The sequence below is a fragment of the Argonema antarcticum A004/B2 genome (genome assembly GCF_023333585.1).
Lineage (GTDB): Bacteria > Cyanobacteriota > Cyanobacteriia > Cyanobacteriales > Aerosakkonemataceae > Argonema > Argonema antarcticum.
This window is the reverse complement of record NZ_JAIQZN010000021.1, coordinates 49,380-71,876: the sequence shown is the minus strand read 5'-3', so window position 1 is coordinate 71,876 and position 22,497 is coordinate 49,380. Positions and strand designations below refer to the sequence as shown.

The 22,497-nt window shown below is 41.5% G+C and carries 9 protein-coding genes; all 9 read left to right on the top strand.

Annotated features, from left to right (window positions below; translation table 11 throughout):
• Positions 1-23 precede the first annotated feature (23 nt).
• The 9 genes from LAY57_RS11825 to LAY57_RS11785 are packed head-to-tail and all read left to right on the top strand — an operon-like array spanning position 24 to position 22,456.
• Positions 24-4,949, top strand: coding sequence for a type I polyketide synthase (locus LAY57_RS11825; RefSeq protein ID WP_249066732.1), 4,926 nt, complete (start codon positions 24-26; stop codon positions 4,947-4,949).
• Complete coding sequence (locus LAY57_RS11820; protein ID WP_249066730.1) at positions 4,936-6,561, top strand: zinc-binding dehydrogenase; 1,626 nt, start codon at positions 4,936-4,938, stop codon at positions 6,559-6,561. Before LAY57_RS11825 ends, LAY57_RS11820 begins: the two co-directional genes overlap by 14 nt.
• Positions 6,558-10,835, top strand: coding sequence for a non-ribosomal peptide synthetase (locus tag LAY57_RS11815; protein ID WP_249066728.1), 4,278 nt, complete (start codon positions 6,558-6,560; stop codon positions 10,833-10,835). The genes LAY57_RS11820 and LAY57_RS11815 overlap by 4 nt, the downstream gene beginning before the upstream one ends.
• A gap of 58 nt (positions 10,836-10,893) precedes the next feature.
• The gene (locus LAY57_RS11810; RefSeq protein ID WP_249066726.1) at positions 10,894-15,570 is read left to right on the top strand and encodes a type I polyketide synthase; all 4,677 of its coding nucleotides are present in this window, start codon (positions 10,894-10,896) and stop codon (positions 15,568-15,570) included.
• 35 nt (positions 15,571-15,605) lie between these two features.
• Positions 15,606-16,463 carry a 3-hydroxyacyl-CoA dehydrogenase family protein gene (locus tag LAY57_RS11805; RefSeq protein ID WP_249066724.1) on the top strand — a complete coding sequence of 286 codons (858 nt, stop codon included), beginning with the start codon at positions 15,606-15,608 and terminating at the stop codon, positions 16,461-16,463.
• Between the two features lie 19 nt (positions 16,464-16,482).
• Positions 16,483-16,734: an acyl carrier protein gene (locus LAY57_RS11800; protein WP_249066722.1), complete on the top strand. Its 252-nt coding sequence runs from the start codon at positions 16,483-16,485 to the stop codon at positions 16,732-16,734.
• Positions 16,735-16,777: 43 nt separating this feature from the next.
• Positions 16,778-17,962, top strand: a complete 1,185-nt coding sequence (locus LAY57_RS11795) for an acyl-CoA dehydrogenase family protein (protein WP_249066719.1) — start codon at positions 16,778-16,780, stop codon at positions 17,960-17,962.
• 4 nt (positions 17,963-17,966) lie between these two features.
• On the top strand, positions 17,967-19,031 hold the full coding sequence (locus LAY57_RS11790) for an HAD-IIIC family phosphatase (RefSeq protein WP_249066717.1): 1,065 nt from the start codon (positions 17,967-17,969) through the stop codon (positions 19,029-19,031).
• A gap of 50 nt (positions 19,032-19,081) precedes the next feature.
• Positions 19,082-22,456 carry a non-ribosomal peptide synthetase gene (locus tag LAY57_RS11785; RefSeq protein ID WP_249066715.1) on the top strand — a complete coding sequence of 1,125 codons (3,375 nt, stop codon included), beginning with the start codon at positions 19,082-19,084 and terminating at the stop codon, positions 22,454-22,456.
• Positions 22,457-22,497 lie beyond the last annotated feature (41 nt).

Sequence of the window (22,497 nt, the reverse complement as noted above, 5' to 3'; positions counted from 1 at the left end):
CATTAGTAAATGACCAATCAACTATGAACAAGATAAATGGATTAGAAATTGCGATCGTAGGTATGTCTGGAAGATTTCCAGGTAGTAAAAGCATTGATTATTTTTGGGAGAATTTGAAAGCAGGAGTAAATTTAACTTCAACCTTTGCAAATTCAAGAGAAAGTAAATTAGGCGATCGCAAAACAAAAGTAGGCTCTGTTCTCGATGATGTAGAACAATTCGATGCTTCTTTCTTTGGCTTTAATCCTAGAGAAGCAGAAACGATGGACCCGCAACACAGAATGTTTTTAGAGTGTGCTTGGGAAGCTCTGGAAAATGCTGGCTATGACTCTGAAATCGAACAAAGACCGATCGGAGTTTATGCGGGAACGGGAATTAGCACTTACTTGCTTTATAACCTTCATCCCAACCGAGAATTGATGGATTCAATGAGTTTCTTGCAAACTCTGGTTGGAGTCGATAAGGATTACGTTCCAACTCGCGTATCCTACAAATTGAATCTAAAAGGGCCGAGCGTTAGTGTAGGAACAGCTTGTTCTAGTTCATTAGTGGCAGTTCATTTAGCTTGTCAAAGCTTATTAAGCGGCGAATGCGATATGGCTTTGGCGGCTGGCGTTGCTGTCAAAGTTCCTCAAAACGAACTAACATTATCTCCCGAAGGAATTATTTCTCCTGATGGAAAGTGCAGAGCTTTTGATGCCAAAGCCAACGGCACAATTGGCGGTAACGGAATTGGCGTTGTTGTTCTCAAGCGGTTGGATGATGCGATCGCAGATCGAGATTGCATTTATGCTGTTATTAAAGGATCGGCTATTAATAATGATGGTGGATTAAAAGTTGGCTATACTGCTCCCAGTGAGGAGGGTCAAGCGAGAGTAATTCGAGCGGCTCAAATTATGGCGGAAGTAGAGCCAGAAACAATCAGTTATATAGAAGCTCACGGAACCGGAACTCCTTTAGGCGATCCGATCGAAATCGCGGCGCTGACACAAGCTTTTCGAGTCAATACTAATAAGAAATGTTATTGTGCAATTGGCTCGGTCAAAACAAATGTTGGGCATTTAGATGCTGCTGCTGGAATTACGGGTTTAATCAAAACAGTTCTATCACTCCACCACAAAATACTACCTCCCAGTATCAATTTCGAGACACCAAATCCGCAGATAGATTTTGAGAATAGTCCGTTTTATGTCAACAGTAAACTTTCGGAATGGAAAGCTAACGGTAATCCTCGCCGTGCTGGGGTGAGTTCTTTTGGGATTGGGGGAACTAATGCTCATCTAATTCTCGAAGAAGCTCCTACACCAGAAGCTTCTAGTCCTGCTCGCGCCCAACAATTATTAATACTTTCAGCTAAAACTAATGCGGGATTAGACACAGCTACAAGTAATTTAGTTAAGTATTTAGAGCAGTATTCCGATGTCAATCTTGCCGATGTAGCTTACACTTTGCAAGTTGGTCGTCGAGCATTCAATTATCGCCGGATGATTGTAGCAGACAACCTTGAGGATGCAGTAAAAACTCTCAAATCAGGTAATCCGCAAAGAGTATTTACTAATTTTATCGAATCAAGCGATCGCCCCGTGGTTTTCATGTTTACAGGGCAAGGGTCACAATATGTCAACATGGCGCGGGAACTTTATCAGAGCGAATTAATTTTTCGAGAAGAGTGCGATCGCTGTTTTAAATTACTTCAACCTTATTTAGGGTTAGATTTGTGCCAGTTGATTTACCCAAGTAAGGAAGAAACCGAAAAAGCAACGCAACAATTACAGCAAACTGCTATTACTCAACCCGCACTATTTGTTATTGAATACGCGATCGCCAAATTATTGATATCCTGGGGAGTACAACCCCAATCGATAATCGGTCACAGTATTGGCGAATATGTAGCAGCTTGTCTCGCTGGTGTGTTCTCTCTGGAAGATGCTTTGTCCCTGGTAGCCACTCGCGGACAAATGATGCAGGAACTACCTTCTGGGACGATGATTTCCATCAGTTTATCGGCGGAAGAAGTACAATTATTTTTGAATGAAAACCTCTCTGTCGCCGCCAGTAATAGTCCATCTCTGAGTGTAGTTTCAGGAACGGTTGAAGCGGTAGAAAAACTCGAACGCCAACTAGCAGAAAAAGGCATAGAGTATCGCCAATTGCATACCTCTCATGCGTTTCATTCGGCAATGATGGATTCGATAATCGAACCGTTTTTACGAACAGTTAAAAACTTTAAACTCAATCCTCCTCAAATTCCTTTTATCTCCAACGTTACTGGTACTTGGATTACCGCAACAGAAGCTACAGACCCGAATTATTGGGCGCGACATTTGCGCGATCGCGTGCGATTTTCTGAAGGAATTTCCGAGTTAATTAAAGATTCTCAACTAATTTTCCTCGAAATTGGGCCAGGAAGAACATTAACTACCCTGACTAAACAGCAAGCATCTGGACGAATCGTACTTTCTTCGCTTCCTCATCTCAAGGATAAAGAGTCAGATTCAGGATTTTTACTGAATACTTTGGGTAAACTTTGGTTAGCAGGAGTGCGGGTAGATTGGTCGGGATTTTATGCAGGTGAAAAACGAGCTCGCATCCCTTTACCAACTTATCCTTTTGAGCGTCAACGTTATTGGATCGATCCACCACAAGAATCAGCTAGTAATCGTCAAGTAACGTTGGATCGAAAACCCGATATTGCAGATTGGTTTTATATTCCATCGTGGAAACGTTCTCTGATCTCAACGCATAAATCGAATACCATGCAAGTTCAGTCATGCTATCTGGTATTTATCGATGAATGCAGTTTGGGTGTGGAATTATTGAAACGATTGGAACGGGAAAATCAAGAAGTAATTATCGTCAAAATCGGGTCAGAGTTTGCCAAATTTGGGGAAGATGTCTATACTGTCAATCCTCAACAACCCAATGACTACAAAGCTTTGGTTAAAGCACTTTTTGACCGAAAAAAGATTCCCAAAACGATCGCGCATTTGTGGACTGTTACGGGCGAAACTCAAAAATCGGGCTGGGAATGGATTGACCGATCGCAAGAAACAGGATTTTATAGTCTACTATTTCTAGCGCAAGCTTTGGGGGATGAAAATTTAACTAATGAGTTGCAAATTCTGGTTATTTCTAATAACCTACAGGAAGTAACTGGAGATGAATTAATCTGTCCAGAAAAAGCAACTTCGTTGGGAACTGTGAAAGCGATCGCGCAAGAATATCCAACTATCAATTGTCGCAGCATTGATGTTGTTCTTCCAGCTTCGGGAAGTTTGCCACAAAAACTCCTAGACCAACTTTTAACAGAAATCCTAGCTGAATCTTCTGATGCGATCGTTGCTTATCGTGGGAATAATCGCTGGTTACAAACCTTTGAGCAAGTTCAACTAAATCAAGCACTAGAAGAAACACCCGTTTTGAGAGAAGGAGGAGTTTACTTAATTACAGGTGGATTGGGAGGAATTGGTCTGGTTTTAGCAGAAAATTTGGCGAAAACTGTCAGAGCAAAACTGGTTTTAGTAGGACGTTCTCCGTTTCCAGATCGCAAGGAGCGATCGCAATGGTTAGCTAATCACAATGAGCAAGATAACATTAGTCGCAAGATCCGCAAACTACTCGAATTTGAAGAGTCAGGTGCAGAGGTTTTGGTAGCTACCGCTGATGTGACTAATTTAGAACAAATGCAGGTTGCGATCGCTCTTGCTCAGAAACAATTCGGTCAAATAAATGGAGTGATTCATGCTGCTGGGGTTCCTGGAGGCGGTGTAATTCAACGCAAAACGCGGGAGGAAGCTGAACGTATTTTAGCTCCTAAAGTAAAAGGTACTTTGGTGCTTGATTTTATACTCAAAGATGTCGAGTTAGATTTCTTTGTTTTGTTCTCTTCTCTCGCTTCGGTGATAGGTGGAGTTGGACAGGTAGATTATGCTGGAGCTAATGCTTTTCTGGATGCTTTTTCTCACTACAAAAACTCCACAAATGGCACGTTCACTACTTGTATTAACTGGGATGCTTGGCAAGAAGTGGGAATGGCAGCGTCAGCGGTGCAGCAGTTCGCTCAAACTCCCGATATTCCTCAAGAAAAATTAAGACAGGTAGAACATCCTTTGTTGGAAAACTGTTTGGTTGACAGTTCAGGAAAAGAAATATATATTTCCAAGTTGAACGTTCGCGATCTTTGGGTTTTAAACGAACACCGATTCAAAGGAAAAGCCATACTTCCCGGAACAGCCTATTTGGAAATGGCGAGAGCGGCTGGGGAAATTCACGCTAATAATAGAACTGTTGAATTGCGGGAAGTCTATTTTCTATCTCCTTTAATCGTAGAAGAGGATGAGGAAAAAGAAGTTCAAACAATTCTTACTAAAAAAGAAGATGGCTTTGAGTTTGTGGTGATGAGCAAATCTAACTCTGAGTCAGATGAATGGCAGAAACATACTATCGGGGAAATAGCCTACAGGGAGTTAAAAAAATCTGAAAAATTGGATATTCAAGAAATAGAACGAGAGTGTAGCGATCGCGAAATAATCGTTGCCCAACAAGATAATGAAACGCTAAAAGGAGCGATAGAATTTGGAGCAAGATGGAATAACTGTAAATGGATAAAACTGGGCAGCAATCAAGGATTAGCACTTCTTGAATTACCGTCAGTATTTACTAGCGATTTAAAGTCATATAAATTGCATCCAGCTTTGTTGGACTATGCGACGGGTTTCCTGATGATGCAATTAAAAGATGAAGGCGCGACTTACTTACCTTTTTCTTATAAAACATTGCGGATTCAAGGAAATTTATCTGGTCGGATATATAGTTACATCAAGTTGATAGAAAATCAGCAATCTCAAAAAGAAACGCTGAAATTTAATATCACGATTTTGGATGAAATGGGTACGATCTTGATGGAAATTGAAGAATATACTTTGAGGTGGTTAAATGAAAACATTTAATGATACGATAGAGAGCGATAGATCAAACCCAACTGCCACCAGTTCTGAAAGCCAAAACGTCTATTTAACTATCTCCTCTCCTGGCTTATTAGATACTCTGACATTTCGTCCTCTGCCTCGTCAAAAGCCAGGTGTAGGTGAAGTAGAAATTGAGGTAAGCGTAACAGGACTTAACTTTAAGGAAGTGCTTCTTGCCCTCGGTTTAGTTCCCGTTCCAACTAATTTTAATTTCAAGTTTGGTATCGAATGCGTCGGCAAAATAAAGGCTTTGGGAGAAGGCGTTGATGGCTTGGCAATTGGAGATGAAGTAATTGCTTTTGGTACTTCCTGCTTTAGCCGATTTATCACCACTTCTGCCCAGTTAGTAGCGCCAAAACCAGCACATCTGAGTTTAGAAGAAGCGGCGACAATTCCAGTTGCTTTCGTGACTGCTTATTACGCTCTAATTAAATTGGGTAAATTGCGTCAGGGTGAAAGAATTTTAATTCATTCAGCCGCTGGCGGTGTGGGGATGGCTGCCGTACAAATTGCTCAGTGGATAGGGGCGGAAATCTTCGCTACGGCGGGTAATGATGAAAAACGAGAATTTTTGCGATCGCTCGGCATTCAACAAGTAATGGATTCCCGGTCTTTGACTTTTGCTGATGAAGTGATGAAACGCACCGAAGGCAAAGGCGTAGATGTAGTTTTGAACTCATTAGGAGGCGAATTCATACCAAAAAGTCTTGCGGTTTTAGGACGTTACGGACGGTTCTTAGAAATCGGTCAACGCGATATCCTTAATAATAGCCAACTAGGTCTGCAACCTTTTGAAAAACGGTTATCATTTTTTGCGATTCAAGTTGAGCCGGAACTACCAAATTTCAGCGAACTTTGGCGCGAAGTCGTACAACACTTTAACAATAAAGTTTTCACTCCCCTACCTCATCAAGTCTTTCCAATTTCGGAAATAGTTCGCGCCTTTGAATACATGACCGCAGGCAAACATATTGGCAAAATTGCGATCTCCTGGCAGGATAAAATCGAAGTAGAAGAGGAAAAATATAACGTATTAGCTTCTACCACTCCCCAGTTTTCTGCAAAAAAATTGCCAATAAAATTCCTCGAAAATGGATTATTACCATCAGAAGGTATCAACGTTTTCAGACGAATTCTAGAGAGTAAATTGCCCCAAGTTTTAGTATCGACCCGCGATTTGACGACCTTAATTGAGCGTCACAATTCGGATAGCATACTAAGTTTCTCAGAAACAGGAGAAAAAACAGATTTATCCCAAGCAACACACCCCCGACCCGAGCTGAGTAATGCTTATATTGCTCCCCTCAACGAGATCGAAGAAACAATCGCTAACATTTGGCAAAAGTTTCTAGGTGTTAAGCAAGTGGGTATCCATGACAACTTTTTTGAATTAGGCGGACATTCCTTATTAGCCACCCAAGTTATTGCTCAGATGCGCCTAGCGATCGAGATGGATTTGCCCTTAAGCATCCTGTTTGATGCACCCACTGTAGCTGAAATTTCCCAGTACATCGAGAAGATTCGCTTGACCACTCAAAAATTTCAAGCGCCTATTAATACTGAATTAGATGACAGAATGGAGATCGAATTATGAAACCATCAATTGACGAATTTTTATTCAACCTCAGCGAACTCGGTATCAAACTTTGGGTAGATAACGATCGCCTGCGCTGCAATGCTCCCAACGAAATTTTGACACCTGCGCTGCGCGAACAATTGACCGATCGCAAAACTGAAATACTGACATTTCTAAATAAATTTAGCGAACATTCTAGTATTCAAGACCAAACATTGCCTTTGATTTCACCAGACATAAAAAATCGGTATCAGCCTTTCCCGCTCAACGATATGCAGCAGGCTTACTGGATCGGCAGAACGGATTCTTTTGATATGGGGAATGTGTCCATCCACAGCTATACAGAAATCGAGATCATCGATCTAAATATAGACCGATTAAACTTAGCTTGGCAGCAGTTAATTAACCGTCACGATATGTTGCGAGCGATCGTTTTGCCAGATGGACAGCAGCAAATTTTGTCGCAAGTACCGCCTTATGAAATTCAGGTATTAGATCTGCGGGGAAAAGACGATGAGGCTGTAGCTTTTCAAATAGAAATGATTCGCGATCGCCTCTCGCACCAAATGTTACCTCTCGAACACTGGCCTCAATTTGAAATCGTCGCATCTCATTTAGATGGAAATAGCAGCAGGCTTTATATTAGCATCGATGGCTGGTGTCTTGATGGTAGGAGTTTACAGCTTTTATTCCGAGAGTTAAAAGAACTCTACGAAGATCCAGATCGCTTCCTCCCAACCCTAGAACTTTCATTCCGAGACTATGTTCTAGCTGTGCTCGATCTCGAAAATTCACCTCTCTATCAAAAATCTTTAAAATATTGGCTATCTCGTATCCCTACATTGCCGCCAGCACCGGAATTACCTCTAGCACAAAATCCCAGCAATCTCAAAAACCCTCGATTTGTTAGTCTCAAATACAAATTAGAACCTCCAACGGTACAAAGACTAACAAATCGAGCGGCTAAAGGAAGTTTAACCTTAGCTGGAACTTTGATTGCCGTCTACGCAGAAGTGATGGGGCGTTGGAGTAAAAACCCTCGATTTACTATCAACGTACCTCGATTTAACCGCCTACCATTGCATCCTCAAGTTAACGATATCATGGGAGAGTTAGTATCATTTACTCTTCTAGAAATAGACAACTCAGGAAATGAATCATTTGAATCGCGATCGCAGCGCATTCAATCGCAACTTTGGCAGGATTTAGAACACGACTATGTAACGGGAGTGCAAGTCCTGCGGGAATTAGCTAAGGTTCAGGGCAAGGCGGGAGGAGTCGCAATGCCGATCGTATTTACGACAACTCCTCAAAATGTGGATGGTAATAATGCGATCGGAGATATTCCTCTGGGGCAAGTTGTTTATAACGTTTACCAAACCCCGCAAATTTGGATAGATAATATCTATTTTGTGGAGTCAGATGGTTCTCTAACCTACACTTGGCAAGTGGTAGACGAACTATTCCCAGAAGGGATGATAAATGATATGTTCGATGCAGCTTGTCATCTCCTACAACGTTTAGCTGATGAAGAGAAAACTTGGCAAGAAACAACGCCACAATTAATACCATCAGCACAATTAGAACAACGCGCAGCTATTAACAATACTGTGGCTGAAGTATCAGATATGTTACTCCACACTTTGTTTGCAACTCAAGTTAAACAGCGACCAGAAAAAACGGCTGTGGTAACTTCCACTAGCAGCCTAACCTATCAGGAATTATTCGATCGCTCGAATCAAGTCGGTCATCGACTGCGCCAATTAGGAGTTCTTCCCGATCGGTTAGTCGCCATAGTAATGGACAAAGGATGGGAACAAATTGTTGCAGTTATGGGCATTTTAGCTTCGGGTGCTGCTTACGTTCCTATTGACCCAGGATTGCCGGAAGAACGCTTGTTTTATCTCTTAGAAAATAGCCAAATTGAAATTGTTTTGACTCAATCTCGGTTAAAAGAAAAACTTGCTGGGCGTGAAGGAATTCAACTACTATGTTTAGATAATAAAGACTTAGTACAAGAAAGCAAACAAGCATTAGATCCAGTTCAAAAACCAGACGATTTAGCTTATGTAATTTACACCTCTGGTTCGACTGGCAAACCCAAAGGAGTGATGATTACTCATCGTAACGTGGTGAATGTCGTTATCCACACCAATAGACGCTTTAATATCAGTTACCAAGACTCTATCCTAGCTGTAACGGCTCTCAATCACGACTTATCTGTTTACGACATTTTTGGAATTTTAAGTGCTGGCGGTAGCATTGTCATGCCAGATGCTGAAGCTGTGAAAGATCCCTCTCACTGGGTAGATTTGATGGTGCGAGAAAAAGTGACTTTATGGAATTCAGTCCCGGCGATGATGGAGATGTTGGTTAGTTATGTCGAACAGCAATCGGCAACTATTCCTTTAAGTTTGCGTTTGGCAATTTTAGGTGGAGATTGGCTACCGACTTCTTTGCCAGAGCGACTAAAATCTTTACTGCCAGATATCCAAATTCTCAGTATTGGCGGCCCGACTGAAACTACAATTTGGAACATCGGTTATCTCATCGAAAAAGTCGATCCAAACTGGAAAAGTATTCCTTACGGTCAACCGATGGCTAATGCCAAATATTACATTTTGAACGAATCTTTAGAAGACTGTCCGGTCTGGGTTCCCGGTCAAATGTACTGCGCTGGCGTACAATTAGCCAAAGGTTACTGGCAGGATGAAGAAAAGACTAAAACTAATTTCATCACTCATCCGCGCACGGGAGAACGGATTTATCGCACGGGAGATTTAGGTCGCTATTTACCAGATAGCAATATCGAGTTTTTAGGACGAGTAGATTTCCAAATTAAGATTCGAGGGCAGCGCATTGAAACCGGAGAAATCGAAGCAGCATTAACCCAACATCCTGATGTAAAAGCTGCTGTAGTTACAGTTGTGGGTAATCAGTCTAATCAACAGCGCTTGCTGGCTTACATCGTTCCCAAACAGAAAAGTTCTACCGACAATAAGCTGGATGAAGCTTATGAACCGGGTGAACTTGAAGGAGTCTTAATCGATCCGGTAGAACGCATTGAATTTAAGTTCAAACAACTAGGATTGCGACAGATTGAACCCACTCAACCCAGTATTGAGTTGCCAAAACCTGAGTTTGATGAAATGATGAACCAGGCTTATTTGCAGCGTCAAAGTTATCGGCAATTTTTAGATCGAGCCATTTCTTTGAAACAGTTAGGTGAGTTTTTAAGTTGCCTGCTACCAATAACGCTGGATAGTTCCCCGTTACCTAAATATCGCTATGCTTCCGCTGGTGGCCTCTACCCCGTGCAGGCATATTTGTATATTAAACCCAACCGAGTGGAAGGTTTAGAAAGTGGATTTTACTATTACCATCCTACTCACCACCGTTTGGTATTTCTGAGTGCGGTTAGTGAAATTAACAGCAGGATATATCAAAAAAATCAGCTAATTTTTGAGGAATCAGCCTTTTCCCTATTTTTGATCGGACAACTGAGTGCGATCGCTCCGATGTATGGAGAAGTGACGCGAGATTTTTGTATGCTGGAGGCGGGTTATATCAGTCAATTACTGATGGAAACCGCGCCAAAATATGAAATTGGTTTGTGTCCTATGGGTTCTATAGAATTTGAACAATTGCGAGATTTATTTGCCTTAGAATCCAGTCAAATTTTACTTCACAGCATGGTAGGCGGAAGAATAGATCCAAGTTGGACTAAGCAATGGTTGGAGGAAAAACCTGCAACATTTGACAATCATCACTCAGAATTATTAAATGATGAGTTACGCAATTTCTTGCAGCAGAAACTTCCCGAATATATGGTGCCTTCTGCTTATGTGCTACTAGACGCTTTACCATTAACACGGAATGGTAAGATCGATCGCCTTGCTTTGTCTGCACTAGAAAGTCTGCTTCCCCAGCAGAGTGCGGCTTACGTTGAGCCAGTAACTGATTCCGAACAACTAATTGCAGGGGTTTGGCAACAGGTACTTCAACTCGAAAAAATCGGAATTCATGACAATTTCTTTGAGTTGGGAGGTAATTCGTTACTCATGGTTAAGACTCAACTCAAATTGGAAGAAATTTTGGGTAAAAAAATACCAATCGTTGATATGTTTAAAGCCCCAACTATTTCTTCTTTGCTCAAATATTTAAATCAAAACGAAACAACAAAAACCTCTACCGAACAAGGTCAAGAGCGAGGCTCAATACGGAGCGATCGCCAAACATTACGAGGTCAACAACAACAATCCAGACAGAAGCATCGGGGGAGAAAACTTTAGATTTTTGAGTTTTGATTTTAAATTACCAATTGTAAACAATCAAAGGAGTTCAAATTAAATGAGTGAAGTGCATTTACAGAATGAGATGAATGGAGCGGAAATAGCCATTATCGGAATGGCAGGTCGTTTTCCAGGGGCAAAAGATATCAATGTTTTCTGGCAGAATCTGCGGGAAGGTGTAGAGTCAGTTGAATTTTATTCAGATGAAGAACTACTCTCTTCAGGTGTAGACTCAACTTTGCTGAATAAGCCTAATTACGTCAAAGCTAATCCTGTCCTGTCAGACGTTGAAGGATTTGACGCTGAGTTCTTCGGCTTGAGTCCGAAAGAAGCTGAAATTTTAGATCCCCAGCATAGATTATTTATCGAATCTGCTTGGGAAGCACTCGAAAATGCAGGTTACAATTCGGAAACTTATCAAGGTTCGATCGGTGTTTACGCAGGTTCAGAAACTAACACTTATTTGCTCAACAATATCTATCCAAATTTTGGTCTATCAGATTTACCAACGCTGCTAGGAAATGATAAAGATTATCTGTCTTCCAGAGTTTCTTATAAGTTGAATCTCAAAGGCCCGAGTGTCAGCATTCAAACCGCTTGTTCTACTTCATTGGTGGCTATTCATATCGCTTGCCAAAGTTTATTGAATGGCGAATGCGATATATCTTTGGCGGGTGGTGTTGCAGTTCGCGTTCCACAAAAGGTTGGGTATTTGTCTCAAGAGGGATTTGCTTCTCCCGACGGACATTGCCGATCCTTTGATGCTAAAGCGCAGGGAAGTATTTTTGGTAGCGGTGTAGGGGTTGTGGTTCTCAAGCGGTTGGATGATGCGATCGCAGATGGAGATTCCATTCATGCAATTATAAAAGGTTCGGCAATTAATAATGATGGCGCGTTGAAAGCTGGTTATACTGCTCCCAGTCCCGACGGTCAATCAGCCGTGATTTCCGAAGCTCAAGCGATCGCGGGAATTGAACCTGAAACAATAAATTATATTGAAGCTCACGGCAGCGGAACACCGTTAGGAGATCCGATCGAAATTGCCGCGCTGACACAAGTTTTTCAAAGCCGTACTACACAAAAAAGTTTCTGTGCAGTTGGTTCCGTTAAAACTAATTTTGGACATCTCGGTGCTGCTGCTGGCGTAGCAGGTTTAATTAAAACAGTTTTAGCTATCAAACATCAGTTAATTCCACCAAGTTTGCATTTTGAACAACCCAATTCCAAGATTGATTTTGCTAACAGTCCGTTTTACGTCAATACCAAACTTTTACAGTGGGAAACGCACCAAAATCCTCGCCGCGCTGGGGTTAGTTCTTTAGGAATTGGAGGGACGAATGCTCACGTAATTCTCGAAGAAGCGCCACCCGCTCAAACTTCTGAAACGTCTCGTCCTTGGCAATTACTAATGTTATCTGCCAAAACTGATACGGCTTTGGAAACGGCGACGGCAAATTTAGCCGAACACTTGAAACAGCATCCCGACCTCAACTTAGCTGATGTCGCTTACACCTTGCAAGTTGGCCGTCGATCTTTTGAGCATCGGCGAACGGTGGTTTGCAAAGATATTCAAGATGCGATCGCAGCGCTTCAAAATCCCAAACGAATTCTCAATAATATTCAGGATGGAATCGAACGTCCAGTCGCTTTTATGTTTACAGGACTGGGAACTCAATATGTCAACATGGCTTGGGAATTATACCAAGTTGAACCGACATTTCAAGAAACCGTCGATCGCTGTTGCCAATTTCTCAAACCTCTGCTGGGGTTGGATCTGCGAGATGTCATGTATCGCGATCGCAACGATCCGAAAACCGCCTCTCAATCAGGTTTCGATCTGCGAAAAATGCTCGGTCGTGGCGAACCACAGGCGGATGAAACAACTCAAAAACTGAATCAAACTTGTCTCACTCAACCCGCTATTTTTGTTATCGAATATGCTTTAGCTCAGTTGTGGATTTCCTGGGGAATTCATCCTGTAGCGACGATCGGTTACAGCATCGGTGAATATGTCGCCGCAACGCTAGCAGAAGTGTTATCTCTGGAAGATGCACTGACTCTCGTCGCCAAAAGAGCGCAGATGATTCAAGAGTTACCAAATGGAGCCATGTTAGCGGTTCCTTTGGGTGAGGAAAAGGTGCGTCCTTTGCTGAATAAAAACCTCTCTTTATCGGCAATTAATGGTTCTGCTTTTTGCGTAGTAGCGGGAACTACAAACGCTGTAGATGAATTGGCTGCTCAACTAACTGAAAAAGGTTTAGCTTGTCGGCGCTTGCAAAGTTCCCATGCTTTTCATTCTCAGATGATGGAAGCGATCGCTGAATCTTTTACCGAATTAGTGAAAACCGTCAATCTTCAAGCACCAAAAATTCCTTATCTATCAAACGTCACCGGAACTTGGATTACTGCCGAACAAGCTACCGATCCTAATTATTGGACGAAGCATTTGTGTCAACCCGTGTTATTTGCTGATGGGATGCAAGAGTTGTGGAAAAAACACAAACCAATTCTATTAGAAGTTGGGCCGGGACAGACATTGTGCAGCTTAGGATTACAATGTTTAGAAAATGTTGCGATCGCGGATAAAGTCGCGTTACCTTCGCTGCGAGATGCTTACAATCAACAGTCAGATTTGGCTTTCTTGTTCAATACTTTGGGTCAGCTTTGGCTTTCAGGAGTCAAGATAGATTGGTCGAGACTTTATACCCGCGATCGCCATCATCGGATTCCATTACCGACTTATCCATTCGATCGTCAGCGTTACTGGATCGAAGCACCAAAAAATACGCCAAATCTCCCTATCGTTAGGAAAGATTTAGAACAAAAACTTGATATTTCAGATTGGTTTTATATTCCATCTTGGAAACAATCTCCGTTATCGATATCGTTACAAACGGAGAAATTAATTGCTCACAAACAATCCTGGCTGGTGTTTATCGATCGCTGTGGGGTAGGCTCTCAACTCGTAGAAAGACTCGATCGCGAGAATCAAGATGTAATAGTAGTCAAAGTTGGAGAACAATTCGATAAGATAGGCGATCGGGAATATGCGATTAATCCTGAAAAGAAAGAAGATTATGATACTTTATTAAATGAGATTCAGAAGTTGGGTGAATTTCCGCAAATTATTGCCCATTTGTGGAACGTAACTCCGAGCGATCGCATCTCTACAAGGCTTGATAATTTTGATGAATTTCAAAAGCTTGGTTTCTATAGTTTGCTGTTTTTGGCAAAAGCACTGGGAGAATCTAATTTAACCGACTCTCTGCAACTTTGTGTGATTTCCAATGATATGCAAGAGGTATTTGACGAAGAGGAGTTGTATCCAGAAAAAGCCACGAGTTTAGGAATATGCAAAGTAATTTCCCAGGAATATTCAAACCTTACCTGTCGTAGCATTGATATCACGCTTCCCGGAAGGGAAACTCGGAAATGGCAGCAATTAATAAACCAATTGTTAGTAGAATTGACTGCGGAAACTCCCGATCGCGTTATTGCTTATCGCGGCAATCATCGCTGGGTACAAGACTTTAAAACTTTGCCCATGAAAGCTCAAACTATACCTACAGTTAGATTACGGAAAGGAGGAGTATATGTAATCACAGGAGGATTGGGGAAACTCGGACTAATTGTAGCAGAATACTTGGCAAAAACCGCCCAAGCTAAGTTAGTATTAATTGGTCGCTCGGAATTACCCTCAAAAGCTGAATGGCAACATGACGAACAAAACAGATTGAAGGTTGAAAAAGTTAAGTTTTTAGAAGAATTGGGCGCAGAAATTCTCACGATCAAAGCAGATGTTTCCAACTTTGAACAAATGCAAGCGATGGTGAATCAGGTACGCGATCGATTTGGTAAAATTAATGGAGTAATTCACGCCGCCGGAACTGCCAGTGCCAGTTTTATTCAGCAGAAAAATCCTGAAACAGCGAAAAGTGTTTTTGCCCCTAAAGTTAAAGGAACGCTGGTAATAAATGAGGTATTGAAGGATGAAAAGCTAGAGTTTTTAGTTTTATTTTCCTCAATTTCTTCAATTGTCGGTGGATTAGGTCAGGCAGATTATTGTGCCGCCAGTGCTTTTCTTGATGCTTTTGCCCATTATAATTTCTTCAGGCGCGAAATGCTGACAGTTTCTATTAATTGGGATGGTTGGCAAGAAAATAACTTGCAAGATGAATGGCTTTCAACATTAACTCCAGAAGTTCAAGCCGAGATTAAGCAGGCGCGAGAGAAATACAGCATAACTTCTCAAGAAGGTGTGAAAGCATTAGACTATATCTTGTCTAGTACATTTCCGCAAGTCATTGTCTCAACGCGAAATCTCCAAGCTGTAATCGAACACGACCAGCTTTCCACCCTAGCGGATGTACTGGAAAACTTAAAAAATTTCCGTACCAAATCAACCCACAAACGACCGATTCTAAAAACCGCATACGTCGAACCTAGCAATGATATTGAGTACAAAATTGCTGGTATTTATCAAGAGTTGCTGGGAATCGATCGCGTAGGCATAAATGACAGCTTCTTTGACTTGGGAGGAAACTCTCTAGTCGGGATTCAGTTAATTTCTCGGCTTCGCCAAGACTTCCAGATAGAACTATCTATTCCTTCCCTTTTTCAGTCACCATCTGTAGCTGAATTAGCTTTTGTTATTGAGGAAATCATCATCAACGAATTAGAAAAATTAACTGAAGATGAAGTTCGCGAACTTGTACCAGTTAATTCCATAATCTGACCAATTACCAATGACCAATGACCAAAGGATTAAGTATGAACATTCAAACAGTCGGTGTGATCGGAGCAGGTGTAATGGGAGTTGGGGTAGCGCAAAATCTAGCCCAAACCGGACATCATGCGGTGCTTATAGATATTTCAGATGATATTCTGGAACGAGCAAAACAGGAAATCAAAAATAATATCCGTTTTCAAGGATTTTTCAACAAAAATGAGAAAACTGAGCGTCCAAATGACATTTTGGATAAAATCACTTTTTCCAGTAACTATCAGTTCCTAGAAAAAGCGGAATTCGTAGTTGAAAATGTTACTGAAAAATGGGATATTAAAAAGGAGGTATACAGTAAAATAGATGCAATTTGCCCGGAAAAAACTGTTTTTGCAGCCAACACATCCGCCATTTCCATTACTCGGATCGCTTCTGCTACCAAGCGTGCCGATCGAGTGATTGGCATTCATTTCATGAACCCAGTACCCATGAAGCCAATGGTGGAAATGATTCGCGGTTATCATACTTCCGAACCGACAATCCAAACCGCAAACGAATTATTAACTCAGATGGGAAAAGAATCTATCTTAGTTAATGATTCGCCTGGTTTTGTTTCTAATCGAGTGCTAATGTTAACCGTTAACGAAGCAATATTTCTGTTGCAAGATGGAGTCGCTTCTGCCGAACAGGTTGATAAAATTTTTAAATCTTGTTTCGGTCACAAAATGGGGCCATTAGAAACAGCAGATTTAATCGGTTTAGATACAATTCTCTTTTCGATAGAAGTCTTGTACGAAAGTTTCAATGACAGTAAATATCGCCCCTGTCCTTTACTCAAAAAAATGGTAGATGCTGGATTGCACGGGCGAAAAAGCGGAAAAGGTTTCTATACCTACAGTCATTAATCATTAGAAATTACAGAACATGAAAGCAGCTAAAGACAAAATCAAAAAATTCCTTTCTCAGTTTTTTGGCGATCGTGACTTGCAGGATGATGAAGACATCTTTGCTTTGGGATTCGTCAATTCCATGTTTGCCATGCAATTGGTGTTGTTTATAGAAAAAGAGTTTGAAGTGACGATCGAAAATGAAGACCTGGAATTTGCCAACTTCAGGAGTATCAACTCTATGGTGTCGTTACTAGAACGGAAAAGTACCGTACTGGCGAGAGATTAAAACAAGTGATTTGATGTTGACATTTTGAGGATTAAGTGATAGAATGAAACTCGAATTAACTTCTCAGCAAAAAGACAATTGCTCCTCTTTTAGAGCTTTTGTAGATGAAGAAATAGTTCCTCATGCCGATCGCATCGATCGCGAAGAAAGAACTCCGCCCGAAATCATCCAAAAGCTAGCTAACAAAGGATATTTAGGAGCCATATTACCCGAAGACTGGGGCGGCACTGGCATGGATGCGATCGCCTATGGTCTGCTTAACGAGGAAATCGGACGGGGATGTTCTTCGCTAAGGTGTTTGCTAACAGTTCATTCTATGGTCGCTCATGCCATTCTCAAATGGGGCAGTAAATTTCAAAAAGAGCATTGGCTGACTAAATTAGCATCCGGCGATGCGATCGCAGCCTTCGCATTGAGCGAACCTAACGTAGGTAGCGACGCCAAAGCCGTAGAGACGACAGCAACACTTTCTGGCGACTCTTATATCTTAAACGGGCAAAAAAAATGGATTACTTACGGACAAATTGCCGATGTTTTCTTAGTTTTTGCCAAGTGGGAAGGTAAACCCTCTGCTTTTTTAGTCGAAAAAAACAGTCCGGGACTCTCAATTAAACCAATTTTGGGAATGTTAGGTGTCAGAGGTTCGATGTTAGCAGAACTGCACCTAAATAATTGTCAAATTCCCCAAGAAAATCTCGTATGCAGGCAAGGTTTTGGTTTCTCTCACGTAGCATCTTCTACACTTGATTTGGGACGATACAGTGTCGCGTGCGGTTGTGTTGGTATTGCCCAAGCTTGCTTAGAAGCCTGCATTGAATATACAAGTAAACGCAAGCAATTTGATGTTTATCTCAAAGAGCATCAACTAATTCGACAAATGATTACTGATGCGATCGCGAATATCAAAGCCGCCAGATTACTATGTTATCAAGCAGGTTATCTCAAAGATAGTGGCGACCCCAAATCTATTATGGAAACCTCGATCGCCAAATATTTTGCTTCTACGATCGCAACTAAAGTAGCCAACGATGCCGTCCAAATTCACGGCGGAAATGGTTGCAGTAGCGAATACCCAGTTCAACGGTATTTACGGGATGCAAAAATCATGGAAATCATCGAAGGTAGCACCCAAATTCAACAGATAACCATCGCTGATTATGGTTATCAAGAATATATATTCTCACAAAATCGCAGTTCAACATCTCAAGAATTAGTAGCAAGGACGTGAAAAAATGATTGGTTTAAATTCTCAGCGAATAGACAAAGAAAAAACGCAAGTTATTAAATGTGTAGTTTGGGATTTGGATAACACCATCTGGAACGGCATATTGTTAGAAGGCGATCGAGTTGTTTTGCGACGCGATATAATCGAGATAATCAAAACTTTGGATAGTCGAGGAATCTTACAATCGATCGCTAGCAAGAATGAATATAGTAGTGCGATGGAGAAACTTGAAGAAGTAGGATTGCAGGAGTATTTTATCTATCCTCAGATCCATTGGAATTCTAAGGTTTCTTCGATTAAAGAAATTGCTAAATTAATTAATATCGCGACAGATACGATCGCTTTCGTTGACGACCAAATTTTTGAACTCGAAGAAGTAAAATTTTCACTTCCTGAAGTCCTTTGTATTAATGTCGATCGCCTAGAATATCTACTAGAAATGCCAGAAATGAATCCTCGTTTTATCACAGAGGATTCCCAAAAAAGAAGGCAGATGTATATCAGCGATATCCAGCGAAATCAAGCTGAATCAGAATTCATCGGTTCGCAAGAAGAATTCTTAGCTACCCTCAATATGCACTTGACGATTTCTGATGCTAAAGAAGAAGATTTACAGCGAGCCGAAGAACTAACAGTACGCACCAATCAACTAAACACAACAGGTTACACATATTCCTATGACGAACTAAATATGTTTAGTCGATCGGATAAGCACAAATTGCTCATCGCCAGTTTAAATGATAAGTATGGAAATTATGGAAAAATCGGCTTAGCTCTCGTCGAATATTCTGACAGCTTCTGGACTATAAAACTCTTTCTTATGTCTTGTCGCGTCATGTCTAGAGGTGTCGGCACAGTTTTGCTAAATTATCTGCTCGAACTCGCCAAGGATAATAACGTTCGATTGCGGGCAGAATTCCTTTCAAACAATCGAAATCGGATGATGTACATCGCTTATAAATTTTCAGGATTCAAAGAAATCGATCGCAACGGCGAGCTGGTAATTCTCGAAAACGATCTAAAAACAATTCAACCTTACCCCAAATATATGAACATCGAAATCATCAATTAGAAAATCAACATTCATCTGCGCTAAAAAAAATACCAGGAGATTATAAAAAAATGGACATAAACAAACAACAAATACTAGCAAGACGCTATCAACTTTCCCCCAGCAAACAAGCACTTCTCGCCAAACGCTTGCGGGGTGAAATTCAGTCTGATTCCCCCATAAACCTGATTCCCAGACGCGATCTTAACAACCCTGCACCGCTGTCCTTTCCTCAACAAAGACTGTGGTTACTCCAACAAATCGATCGCGACAATTCTGCTTACAACGAACAGGGAGCAATAGAACTCAAAGGTGAGCTTAATGTAGCAGCACTAGAGAGCAGTCTCAACGAAATTATAGAACGCCACGAATCCCTGCGAACTACTTTCAAAATGATGGAAGGACAACCAGTCCAAATCATTTCTCAATCTCTCACTATAAAGTTACCAATAGTTAATTTATCCGACTTGCCTTTATCAGAACAAAACAACCAAATCCAGCAACTTACGCTTGAACAAAGCCAATCACCCTTTGACTTATCTCAAGGGCCATTATTGCGTTGGATGCTGTTACAAATTGGTCAACAAGATTACGTGCTGCTAGTTACCATGCACCACATTATTTATGATGGCTGGTCTTATGGCGTACTAATGCGCGAATTAGCAGCACTTTACGAAGCATTTTCCAACAGCAAATCATCCCCTCTTAGCGAACTACCGATCCAGTATGGCGACTTTGCTTTATGGCAGCAACAGTCCCTAAAAGGAGAGGTGATAGAAACACAAATCGCTTATTGGAAGCAGCAGTTAGGTAACGCTCCTCCCGTGCTACAATTACCCGCAGATTATCCTCGACCCGCCGTACAAACCTTCCGAGGTGCGAGGAAAACTTTCTCTATAATGGCGGAATTAACTAAAGCACTCAAGGCGCTAAGTCAGAACGAAGATGCGACTTTTTTCATGACATTGTTAGCCGCTTTCAAAATCTTGCTGTATCGCTACACGGGAATTGAAGATGTCGCGATCGGTTCCCCCATTGCTAACCGCAACATGAGCGAAATAGAACAATTGATTGGCTGTTTTGTCAATACTTTAGTGCTGCGAACTGACTTATCTGGCAATCCTACTTTTCGGGAATTGTTAAGTCGAGTAAGTCAAGTGTGCGTAGGAGCATACGCTCATTGCGATGTGCCATTTGAAAAGTTGGTAGAGACACTGCAACCGCAACGATCTTTGAGTTACACGCCTTTATTTCAGGTGATGTTCGCACTTCAAAATACTCCCATGCCAGCGTTAGAGTTATCGGGGTTGACGGTGAGTAGTTTGGATAGCGATAGAGGTACTGCCAAATTCGATTTGAGTTTGTATATCGAAGAAAGAGGGGAGGAATTCATGGCAACTATAGAATACAATACAGACATATTCGAGGCAGCTACGATCGCGAGAACGAGCGAGCATTTCCAGCAGTTACTCACAGCAATTGTCGCCAATCCCGATCGGCGAGTGAATGAATTACCACTATTAACATCATCTGAAAAACAGCAGTTGTTAGATTGGAATTGCACTCAAACAGATTACCCCAAAGACGCTTGTATTCACGAACTGTTTGAAGCTCAGGTAGAGCGAACGCCCGATGCAGTTGCAGTAGTATTTAAAGATCGACAGTTAACGTATCGAGAACTCAATCAACAAGCCGATCGATTGGCGGATTATCTGAGAGAGTTAGGAGTGCGATCGGAAGTTTTGGTAGGGATTTGTGTAGAGCGATCGCTCGAAATGGTAGTCGGACTTTTAGGCATCCTAAAGGCTGGTGGAGCTTATGTACCGTTAGATCCCGCCTATCCCCAAGAGCGTCTGAATTTTATGTTATCTGATGCTCAAGTTTCAGTATTATTAACTCGCGAAACTTTAATTAAAGAACTACCAGCTTTGAGTGCGAATGTAACTCCAGTAGTTGTTTATTTCGATCGCGAATGGGACACGATCTCCAATCCAAAATCTAAAACCCAAAATTCAAATTTGTCTGACCACCTCGCCTACGTCCTCTACACTTCAGGTTCTACCGGGACTCCCAAAGGCGTACTCGGTCGCCATCGCAGTGCAGTTAATCGCTTGAATTGGAATCCTTATCCTTTTGAACAAGGGGAGATTTGCTGTCAGAAAACATCGTTAAATTTTATAGATTCAGTTTGGGAAATTTTTGCTCCGTTGCTGCACGGACTGCGAACTGTCATCATTGCCGATGAAATCGTAAAAGACCCTTATCAACTGGTTCAAACTTTATCTCAGCAACAGGTTACGCGCCTTGTTTTAGTGCCATCATTGTTGCGCGTCTTATTAGAAACTTTTCCAGATTTACAAAGCCGACTTCCCAAACTCAAGTATTGGGTTAGCAGTGGAGAAACTTTGTCGGTGGAACTATGTCAGCGCTTCCAAGAAAGGATGCCTCAAAGTATTTTAATTAACCTTTATGGCTCCTCTGAAGTATCCGCAGATGTGACTTGGTACGACACGAGCAAAAACCAATCTCTTTCTTCAATTCCCATCGGTCGTCCCATTTCTAATATGCAAGTATACGTGCTGGACGCGCACCTGCAACCCGTTCCTATCGGCGTTCGGGGGGAACTGTGCATTGGCGGCGATGGTTTAGCGCGAGGCTATCTCAATCGCCCAGAACTAACAGCAGAAAAGTTTATTCCCAATCCCTTTAATAGTGAAGATTGCGCTTATCTTTATCGGAGTGGAGACATCGGTCGTTATCGATTTAATGGAGAAATCGAGTATTTGGGACGTAGCGATCGCCAAATCAAACTTCGCGGTTTTCGCATTGAATTAGGGGAGATTGAAAATGTACTTAACCAACATCCTGCAGTAAAGCAAGCTGTGGTTATTCAGAGAGAAGATGAAGTAGATAACAAGCGCTTAGTTGCTTATATTGTCTCAGATAATATTAACCTAGAACTACGCAGCTTTGTAGCAGAAAAGTTACCGGATTACATGGTGCCATCAGTTGTCGTACAGTTGGAGGCATTACCTTTAACACCTAACGGTAAAGTAGACTATCGCGCCCTACCAGTACCCGAAAATCGCCGTGATTTGAAACGGGATTACGTGATGCCTCAAACTGAAGCCGAGCGACTGATTGCTGAGGTTTGGCAAGAGATATTGCAATTGGAAAAAGTGGGGATTAATGATAATTTTTTTGAAATTGGCGGGCATTCTTTACTTTTGGTGAAGGTACAAGCAAAATTGCTTGAAATGTTCGATCGAGATATTTCTGCGCTCGACTTATTTAAGTATCCTAGTATAAAAATATTGGCGGAATATTTGACTCAAAAATATGATGGGGAGCAACCGATGTTTGAAGAAGTTAATAGCCATGTCAGAAAGCAGGAAGAAGCGTTAGCCAGACAAAAAGAAATGTTTAAACAAGCTAGGAATCGTTAATATCAATTATTTTTACCACAGATGAAGACATATTTAGATAG

Coding starts and splice junctions, on each gene's coding strand:
- LAY57_RS11795 (WP_249066719.1), top strand. CDS start 16,778: ATGAAACTCGAATTAACTTCTCAGCAAAAAGACAATTGCTCCTCTTTT.
- LAY57_RS11805 (WP_249066724.1), top strand. CDS start 15,606: ATGAACATTCAAACAGTCGGTGTGATCGGAGCAGGTGTAATGGGAGTT.
- LAY57_RS11790 (WP_249066717.1), top strand. CDS start 17,967: ATGATTGGTTTAAATTCTCAGCGAATAGACAAAGAAAAAACGCAAGTT.
- LAY57_RS11820 (WP_249066730.1), top strand. CDS start 4,936: ATGAAAACATTTAATGATACGATAGAGAGCGATAGATCAAACCCAACT.
- LAY57_RS11785 (WP_249066715.1), top strand. CDS start 19,082: ATGGACATAAACAAACAACAAATACTAGCAAGACGCTATCAACTTTCC.
- LAY57_RS11825 (WP_249066732.1), top strand. CDS start 24: ATGAACAAGATAAATGGATTAGAAATTGCGATCGTAGGTATGTCTGGA.
- LAY57_RS11800 (WP_249066722.1), top strand. CDS start 16,483: ATGAAAGCAGCTAAAGACAAAATCAAAAAATTCCTTTCTCAGTTTTTT.
- LAY57_RS11815 (WP_249066728.1), top strand. CDS start 6,558: ATGAAACCATCAATTGACGAATTTTTATTCAACCTCAGCGAACTCGGT.
- LAY57_RS11810 (WP_249066726.1), top strand. CDS start 10,894: ATGAGTGAAGTGCATTTACAGAATGAGATGAATGGAGCGGAAATAGCC.